Below are 16,388 nucleotides of genomic sequence, written 5' to 3' on the forward strand. Positions count from 1 at the left end.
ATCCCGTTTCTCCACTGAGGACGGACAAGCGGCGGTGATCGGGCCTGCGCCCACGCCGCACCTGGAGGACTGAGTTGAGCCCCATCCGCTCCGCGAGCATCGCGGCGCTCGCATCGGCCGTGCTGGCCACCACGCTCACCGGCTGCCAGTTCGGCGGGGAGCAGCAGGACATCAGCCCCATCGTGATCGCGGCGGACCTCGAACTGTCCGGCGGCTCCGCGCCGATGGGCGCGGTGTACCAACGCGCGCTGAAACTGAAGGTCGACCAGTTGAACTCCTCCGGCGCACTCGGCGGCCGAAAGATCGAGCTCACGGTGAAGGACAACCGCTCGGACGCCGCCGAATCCTTGCGCAACATCAACGATTTCGCCAATGACTCGCGGGTCAGCGCCGTCATCATGGGCGGTTGCAACGATTGCGCGGTCGGCGCCGCCCGGACGATCGGCGAGAAGCGCATTCCCACGATCGCGCTGGCGTCCGCCAGCGCCGTCACCGAACCGGTCGCCGACCGCAAATACGTCTTCAGCCTGGCCCCGAACGCCGGCGACAGCGCCGCCGCGCTCACCGCCGAACTGGCCCGGAAGGGCCTCCGCAGGGTGGCCGTGCTGCACAGCGCCGACCAGTCCGGCGAGGAAGGGCTGACCGCGCTGCGTCGCGAGTTCGGCAAGGCCGGCATCCGGCTGCTCCGTGCCGAGGCGGTACGGCCGACCGACACCGACGTCAGCGGCCAGGTCTCGCAACTGATGGCGAAGAAGCCGCAGGCGCTGGTCATCTGGACCCCACCGGAGCAGGCCTCGCTCGCGGCCGACAGCGCCCACGCGAACCACTACCCCGGGTCGCTCTTCTTCGACGCGGCGGCGGCGGGCGACCTCTTCCTCGGCGCCTCGGCCAAGTCGACGGAGCAGGCGACGCTGATCTTCACCCAGACCATGGTGATCGACGACGTCATCGCCACCACCCCCGCCAAGGCGGCCCGGCGAGAGTGGTTCCAGGCCTACACCGCCCGCTACGGCGGCTACAACGGCATCTCCTCGTTCGCGGCCGACGCCGTGCAGCTCATCGCGGACGCCGAGCTGCGCTCCGGCAGCGCGGCCGGCAAGGTGAACCGTGACACCCTGCGCGACGTCCTGGAGACCTCGCAGCTCGACGGCCTCTCCGGTCCGATCCGGATGACGCCGGACAACCACTCCGGGCTGATGCCGCAGGCGCTGACGACGCTGGTGGCGCGGGGTGGGCGCTGGCGGCTCGCTGGCTAGTCGCTCTGGTGGGTGTGCCCCCCTTGCGGTTGGGTGTGGCCCCAGCACAACCGGCTCCGGGCGGTCAGGAGGCGGGGGTAGTGGGGCCCACCATGCCCGGCTCCGGGCGGTCAGGCTTGATCCCTCTGCCGGTCATGGTGGGCCCCACCCTGGTCAATCTCCGGTGTCTACTGTCGGTGTCCAGTCCCCTGTTGACTTCTCCTGTTTGTGGTTACCTGGCGGAGGTGGTGGCTCTGACCCAGGGGAGGGCCAGGCGTTCGATCAGGGTGAGGGCGGAGTAGAGCACGATGCTCATCAGCGCCACCAGCACGATCGCCGCCCACGCCGTCGCGGTGTCGCCGATGCCGTTGTACTGCAGGATCTGCTGGCCCAGCCCGGGCTGGTCCGAATAGAACTCGCCGATCACGGCGCCGATCGAGGCCAGCGGCATGGCCACCTTCAGCCCGACGAAGATCTGCGGCAGCGCGGCGGGGAAGCGCACCTTGCGGAACGACTGCCACCACGACGCGTTGAGCGACCGGCCCAGTTCGGCGAGGTCCGCCGGAGTGGTGGTCAGCCCGGTCGCGGTGGACAGCACGATCGGGAAGAAGCAGAGCAGGAACACCATGGTCAGGATGGGTTTCTCCCCCCAGCCCACGGCGACCACGAGCAGCGGCCCGAAGGCGATCTTCGGCACCGCGTTGACCGCCACCAGCAGCGGCGCGAACATCCGCTCCACCCGGCGGGAGGCGGCCAGGGCCATCCCGATCAGCACCCCGGCGAGCGACGAGAGCAGGAATCCGAGCAGGGTCATCCAGGTGGTGATCCCCAACGCCGGCAGCAGCACGTGCGCCGACCCGGTCAGCGAGCGTCCCACCGACTGCGGCGGGGGCAGCAACGCCGGGTGCACCAACTGCACGCCCGAGGTGACCAGCCACCAGGCCGCCACCGTGATCACCAGCCCGAGGGCCGGCAGCAGCACCGCCGCCGGACGTACGCGCGACCGGCGCGGGACGGGCGGGGTCTGCGCCGGCGGCTGCGGCGCCGGCGCCCCGGCGCTGGTCTCGGTCAATTGCGTCAAGGTGTCCTCATCTCTCCGCCGGCCGGACGACCGGCACGCGAAGGGGGTGCCCCCCGCCGGAGCCCCGGCGAGGCGCACCCCCGTAGTCCGAGCCGGCCCGGTCAGGCCTTCGGCGCGAGGTTGAAGTCGATGATCTGGTCGGGGGTCAGGTTCTGCTTGAGCGCACCCGCGCCCTGGAGCAGGGCGATGGACTTGGCCACCCGGCCGCTGTCCAGGGTGCCGATCGCCGTGCCCGAGTTGCTGGACCGGACGTACGCGGCCATCAGCTGAAGCTCGGCGGCGGCTGCGGTCGGGTTGGTCGCGTCCACGTTCTTCTTCAGGAGGTCCGCCGCCTCCTGCGGGTGCTCCAGGGCGTACTCCAGGCCCTTGAGCAGCGCCGCCACGAAGCGCTTGACCATCTCCGGCTTCTCCTTGGCGATCTTGGTGGAGGTGATCAGCGCGTTGCCGTAGAGGTCCTGCATCACGTTGCTGTAGGGCAGCACGACCGGCGTCTTCTTGGCCACCGCCTGGACGGTCGGCTGGCCGACCACGAACTGGCCGATGCCGTCGACCGAGCCGGCGCCCAGCATGCCGATCAGGCCCGCCGCCTCACCGTTGACCCAGGTCACCTTGCTGGCGTCGACCCCGGCCAGCCGGGCGTACGTCGGGAAGAGGTTGCGCACGACGGAGAAGGGCGTGTCGGCGAGCTTCTTGCCCTCGAGGTCCTTCGGGGTGGCGATGTTCTTGCCCTCGACCGACACGATCGCGGCCATGGTGCGCTGCTGGATCGCGGCCACCGCGACGAAGTCCTTGGCCTGGCCGTTGCCCATCTGGAGGAGACCACCGGTCAGGTCGATCGGGCCGAAGTCGGCCTGGCCGCCGGTGACGAGCTTGATGACGTCGCCGGTGCCCTGGCCCGGCTTGATCTCGACGTCGAAGCCGGCGTCCTTGAAGAAGCCCTTCTCCTTCGCCACCCAGGCGTACGAGTCACGCCCGAAGTTGCCGAACGAGGTGAGGTAGGTCACCTTCTCCAAGGTGCCGCCGGCCGCGTTCTTGGTGTCCGCGGACTTGTCCGAGTCGCCGCTGCAGCCGGCGACGAGGGCGAGGGCGGTGGCCAGCGCGGCGGCGGCGACCGTACGGGTCAGCCTTCTCATTTATGCACCATGTCCTTTCCGACCAGGCCATATCTGCCTGGGCGGGTCGTGGTTCGACGGTGCCGGCCGGAGGGGACAGCCGACCGGACCGTCGTGAGGGGACTATTCGCGCGCAACAGCGTACGAGAAGCTGGTTGAACGTCGTCAGGCGTACGGGTTGCGGAACGGATACGAAGTTGCCTGACGGAAACTGGACTGCCATCTACCCCGGACGGTGCTATGGGACGCTGCGCCCGCTACGCTAGCCCGGCTCACGTTCGCGACGTGGAAGGGAGCCGGCGGGAGATGATCCGACTGTCCGGGGTGTCCCGCACCTTCGACGGCCGCTCGGGACGGGTCGAGGCCCTGCGCGGCATCGACCTCGACGTCGCGGAAGGCGAGTTCGTCGCCATCCTCGGCCGCTCCGGTTGCGGCAAGTCGACGCTGCTCCGCATGATCGCCGGCCTGCTCCCGGCCACCGCGGGTGAGATCACCGTGGCCGGGACGCCCATCACCAAGCCCCGCCGGGACATCGCCATGCTGTTCCAGCGGCCCGCGCTGCTGCCCTGGCGTTCGGTGCTGGACAACGTCCTGCTGCCGGTGGAGATCTTCGGCTGGAGCCGGGCGAAGCACCGGGACCGGGCCCGCGAGCTGCTGGCGATGGCCGGGCTCGGCGGTTTCGAGAAGCGCCTGCCGCACGAGCTCTCCGGCGGCATGCAGCAGCGGGTCTCGCTGTGCCGGTCGCTGATCGGCGGACCACGCGTGATGCTCATGGACGAGCCCTTCTCGGCGCTCGACGCGCTCACCCGGGAGGAACTCTCCGGCGAGCTCCAGCGGGTGCACATGGAGACGAAGGCGACCATCGTCTTCGTCACCCACTCCATTGACGAGGCGGTGCTGCTCGCCGACCGGGTGGTCGTGCTCAGCCCGCGCCCCGGCCGGATCCGCAAGGTGGTCGAGGTGGACGTTCCCCGGCCGCGCACCCTCGGCCGGCACGCGCACCTGGCCGACGTGGCCCGGATCAGCGCCGACCTGCACGAGCTGCTGATGGAGCGGGACGCGCCCGCGCAGCCCGAGCCGGCCGGGACGGCCCGGCAGTGACCATGCGAGTGTCGGTGTTCACCGAGCCGCACCGCGGAGCCAGCTACGACGACCAGCTCCGCTTCGCCCGGCGGGTGGAGGAGACCGGCTTCGAGGGCTTCTTCCGGGCCGACCACTACCGGTCGATGGGCGATGACCCGGGCCTGCCCGGGCCCACGGACGCCTGGCTGACGCTGGCCGCGCTGGCCCGGGAGACCTCCCGGATCCGGCTCGGCACGCTGGTCAGCTCGGCCACCTTCCGGCTGCCCGGGCCCCTGGCCGTGCTGGTCGCCCAGGTCGACCAGATGAGCGGCGGCCGGGTCGAGCTGGGCCTCGGCGCGGGCTGGTACGAGCGGGAGCACACCGCGTACGGCATCCCGTTCCCCCCGGTCGCGGAGCGGTTCGACCGGCTGGCCGAGCAGCTGGAGATCATCACCGGGCTGTGGCGTACCCCGGCGGGCGAGACGTTCAGCTTCGCCGGCCAGCACTATCAGCTCCTCGACGCGCCCGCGCTGCCCAAGCCGGTGCAGCGGCCCGGCCCGCCGGTGATCGTCGGTGGGCGGGGCCCCAAGCGCACCCCGGAGCTGGCCGCCCGGTACGCCGACGAGTTCAACCTGCCGTTCAAGTCCGTCGCCGAGACGGCCGCCGCATACGACCGGGTACGCGAGGCGTGCGACCGGACCGGGCGCGCCGAGTCGGGGCGGCCGCCGCTGGTGCTCTCCGCCGGGGTGGTGGTGGCCGTCGGCCGTACCGACGCCCAGGCGCAGCGCCGGGCCGCGCCGCTGCACGTCAAGAGCGCCCTCCCCCCGGAGGAACCGGTGATCGGCTCCCCCGCCCAACTCGTCGACCGGCTCGGCGAGTTCGCCGCCATCGGCGCCACCCGGGTGCACCTGCGCCTGATCGACTTCGACGACCTCGACCACCTGGAGCTCATCGCCGCCGAGGTGCTCCCCCAACTGGACGGAACCCGATGACCGACCTCTCCGCCGACCTCGAACTCGGCCCCGTGGGCCAGGAGATCGTCTTCGAGAACGACAAGGTGCGGGTCTGGCACATCCGCCTGGAGCCGGGCGAGCGGCAGCCGCTGCACCGGCACGACCACCCGTACCTGGTGGTCGCGATCCAGGGCGCGAAGAACGTGGTGCAGACCATCGACGGCACCACCATCGATGCCGACGAGCCGACCGGCGGGGTGGTCTACCGCGACCCCGGCGCCGTGCACATGCTGACCAACGTCGGCGACACCACCTACCTGGCCCGCCTCGTCGAGCTGAAGTAACCACCCCGACACCGGCGCGCCGCACCCAGAGTGGTAAGTGGCGATCGACCCCACCTGGCCGTAACGTGCCGGACATGGCCTTTCGGACATGGGGCAGGCTGCTGCTCACTGCGCTCGTGGTGAGCTTGCTGGCCGGGGCCGGCCAGCTCGGCATCGCATACGGGTTCGGCGTCGTACGCCTCAACGGCGCGTTCATCGACGACTCGGTCAACCGGTGGCCGGCCCAGCTCGTCTGGGTCGCCTGGTTCGCGGCGATCGCCGCGGTGACCGGCGCCGTCCTCACCGAACGGTTCGCCCGGCGGGACGGGCTGCCCGGCGGCACCAGCGAACAGCTCGCCGTCGCCGGTGCCGCCGCCCTGGGCGCGATCGTCGTCGCACCACTGTGCATGCAGCCGGCCCGCGCGGCCGAGCTCGGCGGCACCATCGAGCCGGTGTGGGCGGTCGGCATCTGTGCGATCCTCGGCGCGGTGGTCGGGGCGGGCGCCGCGATCGCCGTCCTGCTCAAGCCGCCGCTGGGTTGGAACATCGCGCTGTCCGCGGGGGCCGTCTGGCTGCTCGCGCTGGTCTCCGCCGCGCCGTCGGTGGCCCCGACCGGGCCGCTGCTCAGCGTACGTCTGGGGGTCCTCGAACCGTCCTGGCTGGACCCCGCGCCGGCGCAACGCCTGGCCGCGCTGATCATGCCCACGGTGGCCCTGCTGGCCGGCGCGGCGGTCGGGGCGCTGGCCCGCCGGCGCGGGCACTCCCCGCTCGTCGGCGGGGCGGCCGGGGCGGCCGGCCCGGTCCTGCTGGCCTTCGCGTACCTGACCGCCGGCCCCGGCGTCGCGACCGACCGCTACCAGCTCGCCCCCTACTACGGGGCGCTGGTCGCGGTGGCCGCCGGCGCGCTCGGCTCGGCCGCCACGACGGTGCTGCGCCGGCCGGTCGCGGAGACCGAAACCACCGCGATCGAGCCGACCGACATCCTCCAGCCCCTGCCGTCGTCGCCCGCCGGTCCCGGCGACCCGGGCTTCGCCGCGGAGCCGGCCACCGACTCCCTGGCGGCTGCCGAAGGTACGGCGATCCAGTCGAGCCTTCCCGAGGCCGGACGGGAGCCGACCCCCCGGAGTGCCGGCGTCCCCGCGCCCGCCCACTGGGACTGGCCGCGGGCCTCCGGTCTCACGCCGTCGCCCCGGCCGACCCACCGGTCCCGGGCCGACCGGACGACCCCCGACCGCACCGGCCTGGACAACCGCACGATTTCCGCCGAGCACACCGCGTTCGAGGACCGCCCGGCCCCGGCCGGGCCCATCGAGATCGAGGGCTCCAGCACCTCCGCCGACCGCGCCGGCGTTGACCACCGCACCATTGCCGCCGACCACGCCGCCTCCGTTGAGCCCGCCACCCCGGCCGGCCGAGGTGGCGCCGACGAGCGCGGCTCCGCCGACGAGCCGGGTCCCCTCGCCGGAGCCGCCGCCGGGCCGGAGCCGGAGGCTTCGCCGAGCCCGGCCGGCGACGCCGGCAGCGATGTGCCCGAGGCCGTGCGGGACGCCGACGACCTGACGCAGACTCTGCCGGTGCCCGGGCTGCTGCCCCCGCGGCGGCGCACCGCAGCCATCGACGTGCTCGCCGCCGGCCGCCCGGCACCGGACCAGGCCGTCAAGCCGCAGGAGTCGACCGCCGCCGCCCCAGCCCCGGCCCCGGCGACGCTTCCGGAGCGGATGCCGTCGCCGGACGTCGCGGCGCTCGCGGGCGCGGCGCCGTCGCCACGGACCGAAACGCCGGCCGAACCGGAGCCGGACCACAGCGCGCCACTCGGGGAGGCAGCCACGACGTCGCCCACAGTTCCACGGGGTGGCGGCCGGCCCGACCACGAGGCGCCGGCGGGGGCGGACGGAGACGACCCGGCGACCCCGGCACCCGCCGCGCGACCGACTGCCGGCCGCCGGTCCCGCCGGCAACCGCGACCGGCGCCGGCCGCGGCCAAGGCGGTCCCAGCCGAAGCGGGCAGCGGCAGGCTGGCCGAAACGGGCCCACGCACGGAGTCGCCTGCCGGGGACGCCGCCGCGCCGGTCCAGGTCGGGCAGGAGCCGGCCGCAGCCGCGCCGGCGAACCCCTCGGCGGCGGAGGCGGCGGCCGGTGCCGGCGATCCGGGCTCGACCAGCACCCGCCCGGGCAGCCGATCCGGGCGCGGACGCAAGACCCGTACCAGCCCGGCAACCGCAACGGCCCCGTCCGGCGCGGCGAGCCCCGTCCCGGCCCCGTCGACCGAGGCGACCCCAGCCGAGGCGGCGCCCAGCGCGGCGGCCCCCACCGAGGCGAAGCCGGCCGAAAGTACGCCCGCCGCGGCGGCCTCCACCGACGCGAAACCAGCCGAAAGCGCGCCCGCCGCGGCGGCCCCCACCGACGCGAAACCAGCCGAAAGCGCGCCCGCCGCGGCGGCCCCCACCGACGCGAAACCAGCCGAAAGCGCGCCCAGCGCGGCGATCCCCACCGAGGCGAAGCCGGCCCAAGCGACCCGGGCCCACCGGAGGCCAGCCCGGACGGCCTCGACCGGGGCGGTCCCGGCCCGGGCGCCCCGGATCGAGGCGGACCCGGCTCAGGCGGCCCCGATCGAGGCGCCGCACGCTCGGACGACGCCGGAGGTGCCCCCGGCCGACCCGCACCCGGCTGCGCCCGTGGTCGACGTACCGGCGCGCTCGGCGTCTCCGGCGACGCCGCCGGCCCCCCGGGCGGCCGGTGACCTCGACCAGCGGCCCGGCGGCCGGACGCCGCTGATCGGTGCCGAGCCGGCCGACGCCACGGCGGATCCCCAGACCAACGAGGGTGGACGCCGGACCCGGAGTTACTTCTTCTCCGACGACGAGCCCGCGGCGACCGACCTACCCGGGCCGGCCGACGCACCGGCGTCGCCGCGCCCGCGCTTCTCGATCTTCGAGGACGTGACGGATCGGCCGGACGAAGCCCTGCCGACCGGGCCGGTGGCACTCCCGCCCAGCCAACCGGTCGGCCCACGGGACGTTGCCGCGCCTGACAGCGGCGGCGGCGACCCGACCGGTGCCACCGGCAGCACGACGGGCACTCCGGACCGGACGGAGGCGCCGACCGGGGCAGCCCGGGTCGAGCCGATGCCGCGTCCCCGTCACCGGGCCCTGCCGGACCTGGGCCGGGACGCCCATTGGGACGCCTTCGCCAACGCCCGGCAGGCGACCCCCCTCCTGCGGAACGCCCCGCAGGCCGGCGGCCGGCACACCGACACCATCGGATCCCCGACCGCAGGCGAGGAGGACGGGGAGCCGGGTGACGGACGGTCGAAGCTCCGTGGCCTGTTCCGGCGCAACCGGGCCAAGGGCACGCCGGGTGACGCAGGCCGCGAGTCAGAGTCGCTGGCGCAGGACGAGGAGTACGTCGACTGGGTCGCCGGACTCGCCTCGGACGACGGGGAGGACATCCCTACGCTGCGCGGCGGCCGCCACCACCGCGACTGACCCTCCGGTCCGGGCCGGCCACCTGGCCGGTCCGGACCGGAGGCGCTCAGGCCAGCGGCAGGTAGACCCGGGCACCGGTCGAGCGGAACTCGGCGGACTTGTTCTGCATGCCGCGCGCCGCGTAGTCCGCCAGTTCCTGGGTGATCTTCATGGAGCAGAACTTCGGCCCGCACATCGAGCAGAAGTGCGCGGTCTTCGCCGGCTCGGCGGGGAGCGTCGCGTCGTGGTACGACCGCGCGGTCTCCGGATCGAGCGCGAGATTGAACTGGTCCTCCCAGCGGAACTCGAACCGGGCCCGGGACAGCGCGTCGTCCCAGGCCTGCGCCCCGCGGTGTCCCTTGGCCAGGTCCGCCGCGTGCGCCGCGATCTTGTACGCGATCACGCCCGCCTTCACGTCGTCCCGGTCCGGCAGCCCGAGGTGCTCCTTCGGGGTGACGTAGCAGAGCATCGCGGTGCCGTACATGCCGATCATCGCGGCGCCGATCGCCGAGGTGATGTGGTCGTACGCGGGGGCGATGTCCGTGGTCAGCGGCCCCAGCGTGTAGAAGGGCGCCTCGTGGCACCACTCCTGCTGGCGGTCCACGTTCTCCTTGATCTTGTGCATCGGCACGTGCCCGGGGCCCTCGATCATCACCTGGACGTCGTGCTCCCAGGCGATCCGCGTCAGCTCGCCGAGGGTACGCAGCTCGGCGAACTGCGCCTCGTCGTTGGCGTCCGCGATCGAGCCGGGACGCAACCCGTCGCCGAGCGAGAACGTCACGTCGTACCGGGCGAAGATCTCGCACAGCTCCGCGAAGTGGGTGTAGATGAAGTTCTCCTCGTGGTGCGCCAGGCACCAGGCCGCCATGATTGAGCCGCCCCGGGAGACGATGCCGGTCACCCGGTCCACGGCCAGCGGCACGTACGGCAGCCGCACCCCGGCGTGCACGGTCATGTAGTCGACGCCCTGCTCGGCCTGCTCGACGACCGTCTCGCGGAACACCTCCCAGCTCAACTGCACCGGGTCGCCACCGACCTTCTCCAGCGCCTGGTAGATCGGCACGGTCCCGATCGGCACCGGCGCGTTCCGCACGATCGCCTCGCGGGTCTCGTGGATCCGCTTCCCCGTGGACAGGTCCATCACGGTGTCCGCGCCCCAGCGGGTCGCCCAGGTCAGCTTCTCCACCTCCTCGGCGATGGAGGAGGTGACGGCCGAGGTGCCGATGTTGGCGTTCACCTTCACCAGGAACGCCTTGCCGATGATCGCCGGCTCGCACTCCGGGTGGTTGACGTTGAGCGGCAGCACCGCCCGCCCGGCGGCGATCTCGTCCCGGACGAACTCCGGCGGCACGCCCTCCCGGATCGCCACGAACTCCATCTCCGGCGTGACCAGCCCGGCCCGCGCATACGCGAGCTGGGTCGGGCGCTTCCCGTCGGCGCCGGCCAGCGGGGTGCCCGCGTCGCGCACCGGTGCCACGTCACCGCGTTCGGCGATCCACGGTCCGCGCAGCGGCGGCAGCCCCACCGCCGGGTCAGAGCCGGGACCGGAGGTGTCGTAGAGCCGCACCGGCGGGTTGTCCCCGGTCAGCGTCACCTCGGCGAACGGCACCCGGATGTCCGGGCGTGACCCCTCGACGTAGACCTTGCGTCGTGTCTGCATGGCAGCCTCCTGTCGGCTCAAGCGGACCAGCCGAAGTGGTCCAGCGGGCCGGATCCCGCGCCCAGTTCCCAGTCCCGCGCGCCGGCCAGCGCGCGGGCGACGTACTCCTTGGCGGCGGTGACGGCGACCGGCACCGGATCGCCCGCCGCCAGCCGGACGGCGATCGCCGCCGAGAACGAGCAGCCGGTGCCGTGGGTGTGCCGGGTGGGCACCCGGGGCCCCCGCAGCAGCCTGGTCGCCCCGCCGCCGACCAGCACGTCCACCGACTCACCCGCGGCGTCCACGTCGCCGCCGGTCACCACCACGTGCGCCGGGCCGGCGGTCGCGAGGGCCTCGGCCGCCGTGACCATCTCCTCGACCGTGGCCACCGGGCGTCCGGTGAGGGCCGCGGCCTCCGCGCAGTTCGGCGTCGCCACCTCGGCGTACGGCAGCAGCCGCTGCACCGCCTCCACCACCCCGAGCGGGTGTCCACTGGTGGCGACCAGCACCGGGTCGACGACGAGCCGGGGCAGCCGCCCCGCCTCCGCCGCCTCGGCGATCATGTCGGCGACCGCCGGGGTGCCGAGCATGCCGGTCTTCACCGCGCGCACGGCGAAGTCGCCGAGCACGCTGTCGAGCTGGTCCAGGACGGTCTGCGGGGGCAGCGGCAGGACGGCGTCGACGCCCCGGGTGTTCTGCGCGGTGATGGCGGTGATCACGCTGGTGCCGTACGCGCCGAGGGCGGCGAAGACCTTGAGGTCGGCCTGGATGCCCGCGCCGGCGCCGGAGTCGGAGCCGGCGATGGTGAGGATCGTCGTCGGGGTCACTCTTCTCCCCCGGTGGTTGCGGCTGAGGGCTGCGGCGGGGCCTCCGTCGTTTCGTGCCAGCTTCGCGGCACCGGGGTGACCGCCTCTTCGAAAGCTCTGGTCAGCGTGGCGGCTGCCTCGGTAGGGTCGGCGGCTCGCATGATCGCGCCGAGCACCGCCACCCCTGCGGCTCCTGCCTCGACGCACGCCTCGACCTGTTCCGGTGTCTCGATGCCGCCGAGTGCCAGGACCGGGACCGGGCTGACTCGGATCAGCTCGGCGAGGCCGGCTGCCCCGAGGGGCGGGCCGTAGCCGGGTTTGGTCTGCGTGGGGAAGACGGGCGAGAGGGTGGCGTAGTCCTCTGTGGTGAGGCGGTGCAGCTCCGCCTCGTCGTGGCAGGACCGGCCGACCAGGCCGAGCCGCGGCGGCGGGTACGGGCCGGCGGCGGGCAGGTGCACGGCGTCCCCGTCGAGCGGGTCCGTGCCGGCGACGATCAGGGTGCCGCCGACGTCGGCGAGCACCGAGCGCAGCTCGACGGCGAGGGCGAGGCGCTCGGCGCGCGGCAGGTCCTTCTCCCGCAGCACCACGAACCGGACTCCCCCGGCGCACGCTGCTGCGATCACCTCGGGCAGCGGCCCCCGCGCCACCCGCCGGTCCGTCAGCACCACCAGGCCGGACGGCGCGGCGCTCGACGAGATCTTGGAAGAATCCGGCCCCTCCAGGGACGCTTTCCTATCAAGATCTCCTTCAGCTTGGTGACCAGCGGCCACCCCGGATGGTGCGGTCACAGGTCCGGTCTTCCCTCGTCGGGGGTGGAGGCGAGGGCGTGGAAGCGGCGGGCGATCCGGCCCGCCCCGTACGCGAGCCGCCCGGCCGCCACCGCGTACCGCATGGCGGTGGCCATCGCCACCGGGTCGGCGGCCCGGGTGACCGCGCTGGCCAGCAGCACCGCGTCGCAGCCCAGCTCCATGGCGAGCGCGGCGTCCGAGGCGGTGCCGATGCCGGCGTCGAGAATGACGGGCACGTCGACGCTCTGCCGGATCAGCCGGATGTGGTGCGGGTTGCTCACGCCCAGGCCGGAGCCGATCGGAGCACCGGCCGGCATCACCGCCGCGCAGCCCACGTCGGCCAGCCGCCGGGCCAGGATCGGATCGTCCGAGGTGTACGGCAGCACGGTGAACCCGTCCGCCACCAACTCCTCGGCGGAGCGCAGCAGCTCCACCCCGTCGGGCAGCAGCGTGCGTTCGTCGCCGATCACCTCCAGCTTCACCCAGTCGGTGTCGAACGCCTCCCGGGCCAGCTGGGCGACCTTCACCGCCTCCGACGCGGTGTGGCAGCCGGCCGTGTTCGGCAACACCCGTACGCCGCACCGGTCGAGCAGGCCGAGCAGGCCGCCGCCGCTGCCCGGAGCGGTGTCGACCCGGCGCAGCGCCACCGTGACCAGCTCGGTGCCGGAGGCGCGGATCGCCTGCTCCAGCACGCGCAGGTTGGCCGCCCCGCCGGTACCGAGGATGAGCCGGGAGCCGAACGCTGTCCCGCCGATCTCAAGGGCCATGGCGCTCACCCGCCCTGGGCGGCGCTGAGCACCTCGACCCGGTCGCCGTCGCGCAGGGCGGTCGCCGACCAGCCGCCGCGCGGCACCACCTCGCCGTTGACCGCGACCGCCAGGCCGCGCCGCTGGTCGGTGACCTCCCGGACCACATCGGCGACGGTCGCTCCGCCGGGCACGCTCCGCCCGGCGCCGTTGACGATCAGTTCCATCTGGGCTCCTCCTCGGGTACGAACCGGTCCGGGGTGAACGGGGCGAGCAGCGGGTCCGGCTCGCCGGTGACGATCAGCTCGGTGACCAGGTCGGCGGTGACCGGGGTGAGCACGATGCCGTGCCGGTGGTGGCCGGTGGCGACGAGCACGCCCGGCCGGCCGGGCAGCGGCCCGATGATCGGCGCGTTGTCCGGCGTACCGGGGCGCAGCCCGGCGGACGCCTCGACCAGGTCGTACTCGGCCAGCTCGGGAACCAGGTCGACGGCGGCGCGGAGCAGCCGGAGCACCGCCCCGGCGGTCACCTCGGTGTCGGTGCGCTCCTCGACGGTCGCCCCGACCACCACCTCGCCGCTGTCCCGGGGCACCAGATAGATCGACTCACCGTCGGCGTACCCCCGGATCACGTGCCGGAAGCCCGGCGCGCCGCCGCCGGTCGCGCGGAGCCGGAGCACCTGCCCCTTCACCGGCCAGACCGGCAGCCCGGTGAGCGCCGCCGCGCCGCACCCGGCGGCGACCACGCTGAACCGGGCGTCCACGTCGGAGAGTCGGTCGACCGGGGCGGGGCGGAGCACGGCGCCGGCCCGCTCGGCCGCCGCGCGCAGCGCCGCCACCAGCCGGCGCGGGTCGACCTGATGGTCGCCGGGGGCGACCGCGCCGCCGCGCACCCGGGGGGCCAGCGCCGGCTCGCGGTCCCGCAGCGCGGAGGGACGCAGCGGCGTGATCGGCAGCCCCAACCCCTGCTGGTACGACCAGAGCCGGCGCGCCTCGGCCAGGTCGTCGGCGGTCAACCCGACCACCAGCGTGCCGTCGGTGCGGTACCCGACGTCGGTGCCGGCGGCCTCGGTCAGCTCGGCGGCGAAGGCCGGCCAGCGGGCGGCGGAGTCGGCGAGCAGCCCGGTCAGCTCGTGCTCGCCGAAGTACGCCTCGGCCACCGGCGACAGCATCCCGGCCGCCACGTGCGACGCCCCGGAGCCCGGTGCCGGATCGTGGACGACCACCCGCAGCCCGCGCTGCGCGCACCGCCACGCGATCGCCAGCCCGACCGGTCCCGCCCCCACGACGGCGACGTCCGGCCGGGTCAGCACGTCAGGGCCCCGAGCAGTTCGGCGGTGGCCCGGGCCGGGTCGGCGGCCTCGGCCAGCGCCCCGACCACCGCCACCCCGTACGCCCCGGCGGCCCGCAGCGCCGGCACCCGCGCGGCGGTCACCCCGCCGATCGCGATCACCGGTACGTCCACCGCCCCGGCGACCGCGCGTATCCCCTGGGGGCCGATCGGGTCGGGCAGCCCGGGCTTGGTGGCGGTGGCGTGGCAGGGGCCCACGCCCAGATAGCTGGCTCCGGCGGCGACCGCCGCGACGGCGGCCCCCGGTTCCCGAGCGGTGGCGCCGAGCACGGCGGTGGAGCCGAGCACGTGACGGGCGGCTGCCACGGGCAGGTCGTCCGCGCCGACGTGGCCACCGGCCGCGTCCACCGCGAGCGCCACGTGCAGCCGGTCGTTGACCAGGCAGGTCGCCCCGTACGGCCGGCACAGCGCGACCACCCGGCGGGCCAGTTCGTACGCCTCCCGGTCGGTGGTGTCGTCCACTACCCGGACCTGGACGACCAGTTCGGCGCGGGCCACCGGCAGGGCGGCGCGCAGCACGGCGAGCGGATCCCGCCCCGGCCGGGTGTCGGTGATCAGATGCAGACGTCCCAGGGACGGCACGGCAACACTCCTCCCTGCGCCGGCATTACCCGGATCAGGTTCGACGGTCGGGGGCTGCAGCCCCCCTCTCAGCCCGGTGCACCGGGCTCCCGTGGGTCACTTGTGGCCTACCGTACGACGTCCGCCGGGGATCCGCCAAGGGCGGGTAGCACTTTTCCCACCCACCGCCGCCCTCCCCCGGCCACGGGTGCCGCCAGCAGGCTGGGGCGGACAGCACGCTGCCCCGGTGCCGAACGGAACGGCGCCGGGGCAGCGGAAAGCCGGGTCAGAGGATGGCGTCGAGGGCGGCGAGGTCCTCGTCGATGGGCTGCCAGGCGCCCGCCTCGGCGTTGGCGCGTACCTGCTCGGGCGTGGTGGCCCCGGCGATCACCGAGGTCACCGCCGGGCGGGCGGCGAGTCCACCGATGGCCACCTGGAGCATCGAGATCCCACGCTCCGCCGCGTACGCCTCGATCGCCTCGATGGTGTCCCAGTCCGCCGCGGCCAGCCGCTCGGCGTACCGGCCGCCGCCGGAGAGCCGGCTGCCGGCGGGCGGCGCCTCGCCCCGGTGGTACTTGCCGGTGAGCAGGCCGTTGGCCAGCGGGAAGAACGGCAGCATGCCCAGGCCGAACCGCTCGCAGGCCGGGATGACCTCGGCCTCGACGCTCCGCTCCAGCAGGCTGTAGTGGTTCTGCGCGGAGATGAAGCGGGTGCGGCCCTGGGAGGACGCGGTCCAGTCGGCGTCGGCGATCTGCCAGCCGGCGAAGTTCGAGTTGCCGAGGTAGCGGACCTTGCCGGCACGGACCAGGTCGTCCAGGGCAGCAAGTGTCTCGTCGATCGGGGTGTCGGGGTCGGGTTCGTGCATCTGGTACAGGTCGATGTGGTCGGTGCCGAGCCGGCGCAGCGACGCCTCGACCGCGCGGGCGATGTAGCGGCGGGCACCCCGGGCACCGAAGTCCGGCCCGTTCAGGCCGTGCATGTCCATGCCGAACTTGGTGGCGACCACCACGTCGTCGCGGTAGCCCTTGAGCGCCTGCCCGAGCAGCTCCTCGGAGCTGCCCTGCGGCTCGCCGTAGATGTCGGCGGTGTCGAAGAAGTTGATCCCGGCGTCGAGCGCGGCCTCGACCACCGCCCGGGTGCCGTCGAGGTCGAGCTTGCGGCCGAAGTTGTTGCAGCCGATGCCGACCACGGACACCACGAGCCCGGAGTCGCCCAGCCGGCGGTACGTCATCTCACTCACGAGATCCACCCTATGCCCGGGCGGGGAG

General features: G+C 74.0%; 15 protein-coding genes and 1 riboswitch. Of the genes, 5 read left to right on the top strand and 10 right to left on the bottom strand.

Annotation, left to right across the window (positions count from 1 at the left end; genetic code table 11):
• Positions 1–74 precede the first annotated feature (74 nt).
• Positions 75–1,256 (top strand): ABC transporter substrate-binding protein, encoded by a 1,182-nt coding sequence (locus tag ACFYM6_RS12225; protein ID WP_387274813.1) that lies wholly within the window; start codon positions 75–77, stop codon positions 1,254–1,256.
• Positions 1,257–1,467: 211 nt separating this feature from the next.
• On the opposite strand, the gene ACFYM6_RS12230 is transcribed toward ACFYM6_RS12225, so the two are convergent.
• Positions 1,468–2,307 (bottom strand): ABC transporter permease, encoded by an 840-nt coding sequence (locus tag ACFYM6_RS12230; RefSeq protein WP_387274815.1) that lies wholly within the window; start codon positions 2,305–2,307, stop codon positions 1,468–1,470.
• Between the two features lie 110 nt (positions 2,308–2,417).
• Positions 2,418–3,449, bottom strand: coding sequence for an ABC transporter substrate-binding protein (locus ACFYM6_RS12235; protein WP_387274817.1), 1,032 nt, complete (start codon positions 3,447–3,449; stop codon positions 2,418–2,420).
• Between the two features lie 285 nt (positions 3,450–3,734).
• On the opposite strand from ACFYM6_RS12235, the gene ACFYM6_RS12240 reads away from it, so the two are divergent.
• The 4 genes from ACFYM6_RS12240 to ACFYM6_RS12255 all read left to right on the top strand — a co-directional run bounded on the left by ACFYM6_RS12240 (position 3,735) and on the right by ACFYM6_RS12255 (position 9,251).
• Complete coding sequence (locus tag ACFYM6_RS12240; RefSeq protein WP_387274819.1) at positions 3,735–4,529, top strand: ABC transporter ATP-binding protein; 795 nt, start codon at positions 3,735–3,737, stop codon at positions 4,527–4,529.
• A 2-nt stretch (positions 4,530–4,531) separates the two neighbouring features.
• A complete protein-coding gene (locus ACFYM6_RS12245; RefSeq protein WP_387274821.1) occupies positions 4,532–5,482 on the top strand; it encodes an LLM class F420-dependent oxidoreductase in 951 nt (316 codons plus the stop codon).
• Positions 5,479–5,787: a cupin gene (locus ACFYM6_RS12250; RefSeq protein ID WP_148793507.1), complete on the top strand. Its 309-nt coding sequence runs from the start codon at positions 5,479–5,481 to the stop codon at positions 5,785–5,787. Before ACFYM6_RS12245 ends, ACFYM6_RS12250 begins: the two co-directional genes overlap by 4 nt.
• A gap of 74 nt (positions 5,788–5,861) precedes the next feature.
• The gene (locus ACFYM6_RS12255; protein ID WP_387274822.1) at positions 5,862–9,251 is read left to right on the top strand and encodes a hypothetical protein; all 3,390 of its coding nucleotides are present in this window, start codon (positions 5,862–5,864) and stop codon (positions 9,249–9,251) included.
• A 46-nt stretch (positions 9,252–9,297) separates the two neighbouring features.
• Here ACFYM6_RS12255 and thiC read toward each other — a convergent pair whose 3' ends face one another.
• The 8 genes from thiC to ACFYM6_RS12295 all read right to left on the bottom strand — a co-directional run bounded on the left by thiC (position 9,298) and on the right by ACFYM6_RS12295 (position 16,369).
• On the bottom strand, positions 9,298–10,890 hold the full coding sequence (gene thiC / locus ACFYM6_RS12260; protein ID WP_387274824.1) for a phosphomethylpyrimidine synthase ThiC: 1,593 nt from the start codon (positions 10,888–10,890) through the stop codon (positions 9,298–9,300).
• Positions 10,891–10,907: 17 nt separating this feature from the next.
• Positions 10,908–11,696 (bottom strand): bifunctional hydroxymethylpyrimidine kinase/phosphomethylpyrimidine kinase, encoded by a 789-nt coding sequence (gene thiD / locus ACFYM6_RS12265; protein ID WP_387274826.1) that lies wholly within the window; start codon positions 11,694–11,696, stop codon positions 10,908–10,910.
• Positions 11,693–12,373: a thiamine phosphate synthase gene (locus ACFYM6_RS12270; protein WP_387275084.1), complete on the bottom strand. Its 681-nt coding sequence runs from the start codon at positions 12,371–12,373 to the stop codon at positions 11,693–11,695. Before ACFYM6_RS12270 ends, thiD begins: the two co-directional genes overlap by 4 nt.
• A gap of 86 nt (positions 12,374–12,459) precedes the next feature.
• Positions 12,460–13,230, bottom strand: a complete 771-nt coding sequence (locus tag ACFYM6_RS12275; protein WP_387274827.1) for a thiazole synthase — start codon at positions 13,228–13,230, stop codon at positions 12,460–12,462.
• Positions 13,231–13,235: 5 nt separating this feature from the next.
• A complete protein-coding gene (gene thiS / locus ACFYM6_RS12280; protein ID WP_387274829.1) occupies positions 13,236–13,436 on the bottom strand; it encodes a sulfur carrier protein ThiS in 201 nt (66 codons plus the stop codon).
• The gene (gene thiO, locus ACFYM6_RS12285; protein ID WP_387274831.1) at positions 13,427–14,521 is read right to left on the bottom strand and encodes a glycine oxidase ThiO; all 1,095 of its coding nucleotides are present in this window, start codon (positions 14,519–14,521) and stop codon (positions 13,427–13,429) included. The genes thiS and thiO overlap by 10 nt, the downstream gene beginning before the upstream one ends.
• A complete protein-coding gene (thiE, locus tag ACFYM6_RS12290) occupies positions 14,515–15,141 on the bottom strand; it encodes a thiamine phosphate synthase (protein ID WP_387274833.1) in 627 nt (208 codons plus the stop codon). The genes thiO and thiE overlap by 7 nt, the downstream gene beginning before the upstream one ends.
• A riboswitch (TPP riboswitch) is annotated at positions 15,136–15,243 on the bottom strand. It overlaps the preceding gene by 6 nt.
• Before the next feature lie 163 nt (positions 15,244–15,406).
• Positions 15,407–16,369 carry an aldo/keto reductase gene (locus ACFYM6_RS12295; RefSeq protein WP_387274835.1) on the bottom strand — a complete coding sequence of 321 codons (963 nt, stop codon included), beginning with the start codon at positions 16,367–16,369 and terminating at the stop codon, positions 15,407–15,409.
• Positions 16,370–16,388: the final 19 nt, after the last annotated feature.

Origin of the sequence: Micromonospora sp. NPDC006431, assembly GCF_042870725.1 — a bacterium.
Classification (GTDB): Bacteria; Actinomycetota; Actinomycetes; order Mycobacteriales; family Micromonosporaceae; genus Micromonospora.

What these genes read in the sequence shown, in the direction of transcription:
- ACFYM6_RS12235 (WP_387274817.1), bottom strand. Translation starts at nt 3,449, where the DNA reads ATGAGAAGGCTGACCCGTACGGTCGCCGCCGCCGCGCTGGCCACCGCC.
- ACFYM6_RS12240 (WP_387274819.1), top strand. Translation starts at nt 3,735, where the DNA reads ATGATCCGACTGTCCGGGGTGTCCCGCACCTTCGACGGCCGCTCGGGA.
- ACFYM6_RS12245 (WP_387274821.1), top strand. Translation starts at nt 4,532, where the DNA reads ATGCGAGTGTCGGTGTTCACCGAGCCGCACCGCGGAGCCAGCTACGAC.
- ACFYM6_RS12250 (WP_148793507.1), top strand. Translation starts at nt 5,479, where the DNA reads ATGACCGACCTCTCCGCCGACCTCGAACTCGGCCCCGTGGGCCAGGAG.
- ACFYM6_RS12255 (WP_387274822.1), top strand. Translation starts at nt 5,862, where the DNA reads ATGGCCTTTCGGACATGGGGCAGGCTGCTGCTCACTGCGCTCGTGGTG.
- thiC (WP_387274824.1), bottom strand. Translation starts at nt 10,890, where the DNA reads ATGCAGACACGACGCAAGGTCTACGTCGAGGGGTCACGCCCGGACATC.
- ACFYM6_RS12275 (WP_387274827.1), bottom strand. Translation starts at nt 13,230, where the DNA reads ATGGCCCTTGAGATCGGCGGGACAGCGTTCGGCTCCCGGCTCATCCTC.
- thiS (WP_387274829.1), bottom strand. Translation starts at nt 13,436, where the DNA reads ATGGAACTGATCGTCAACGGCGCCGGGCGGAGCGTGCCCGGCGGAGCG.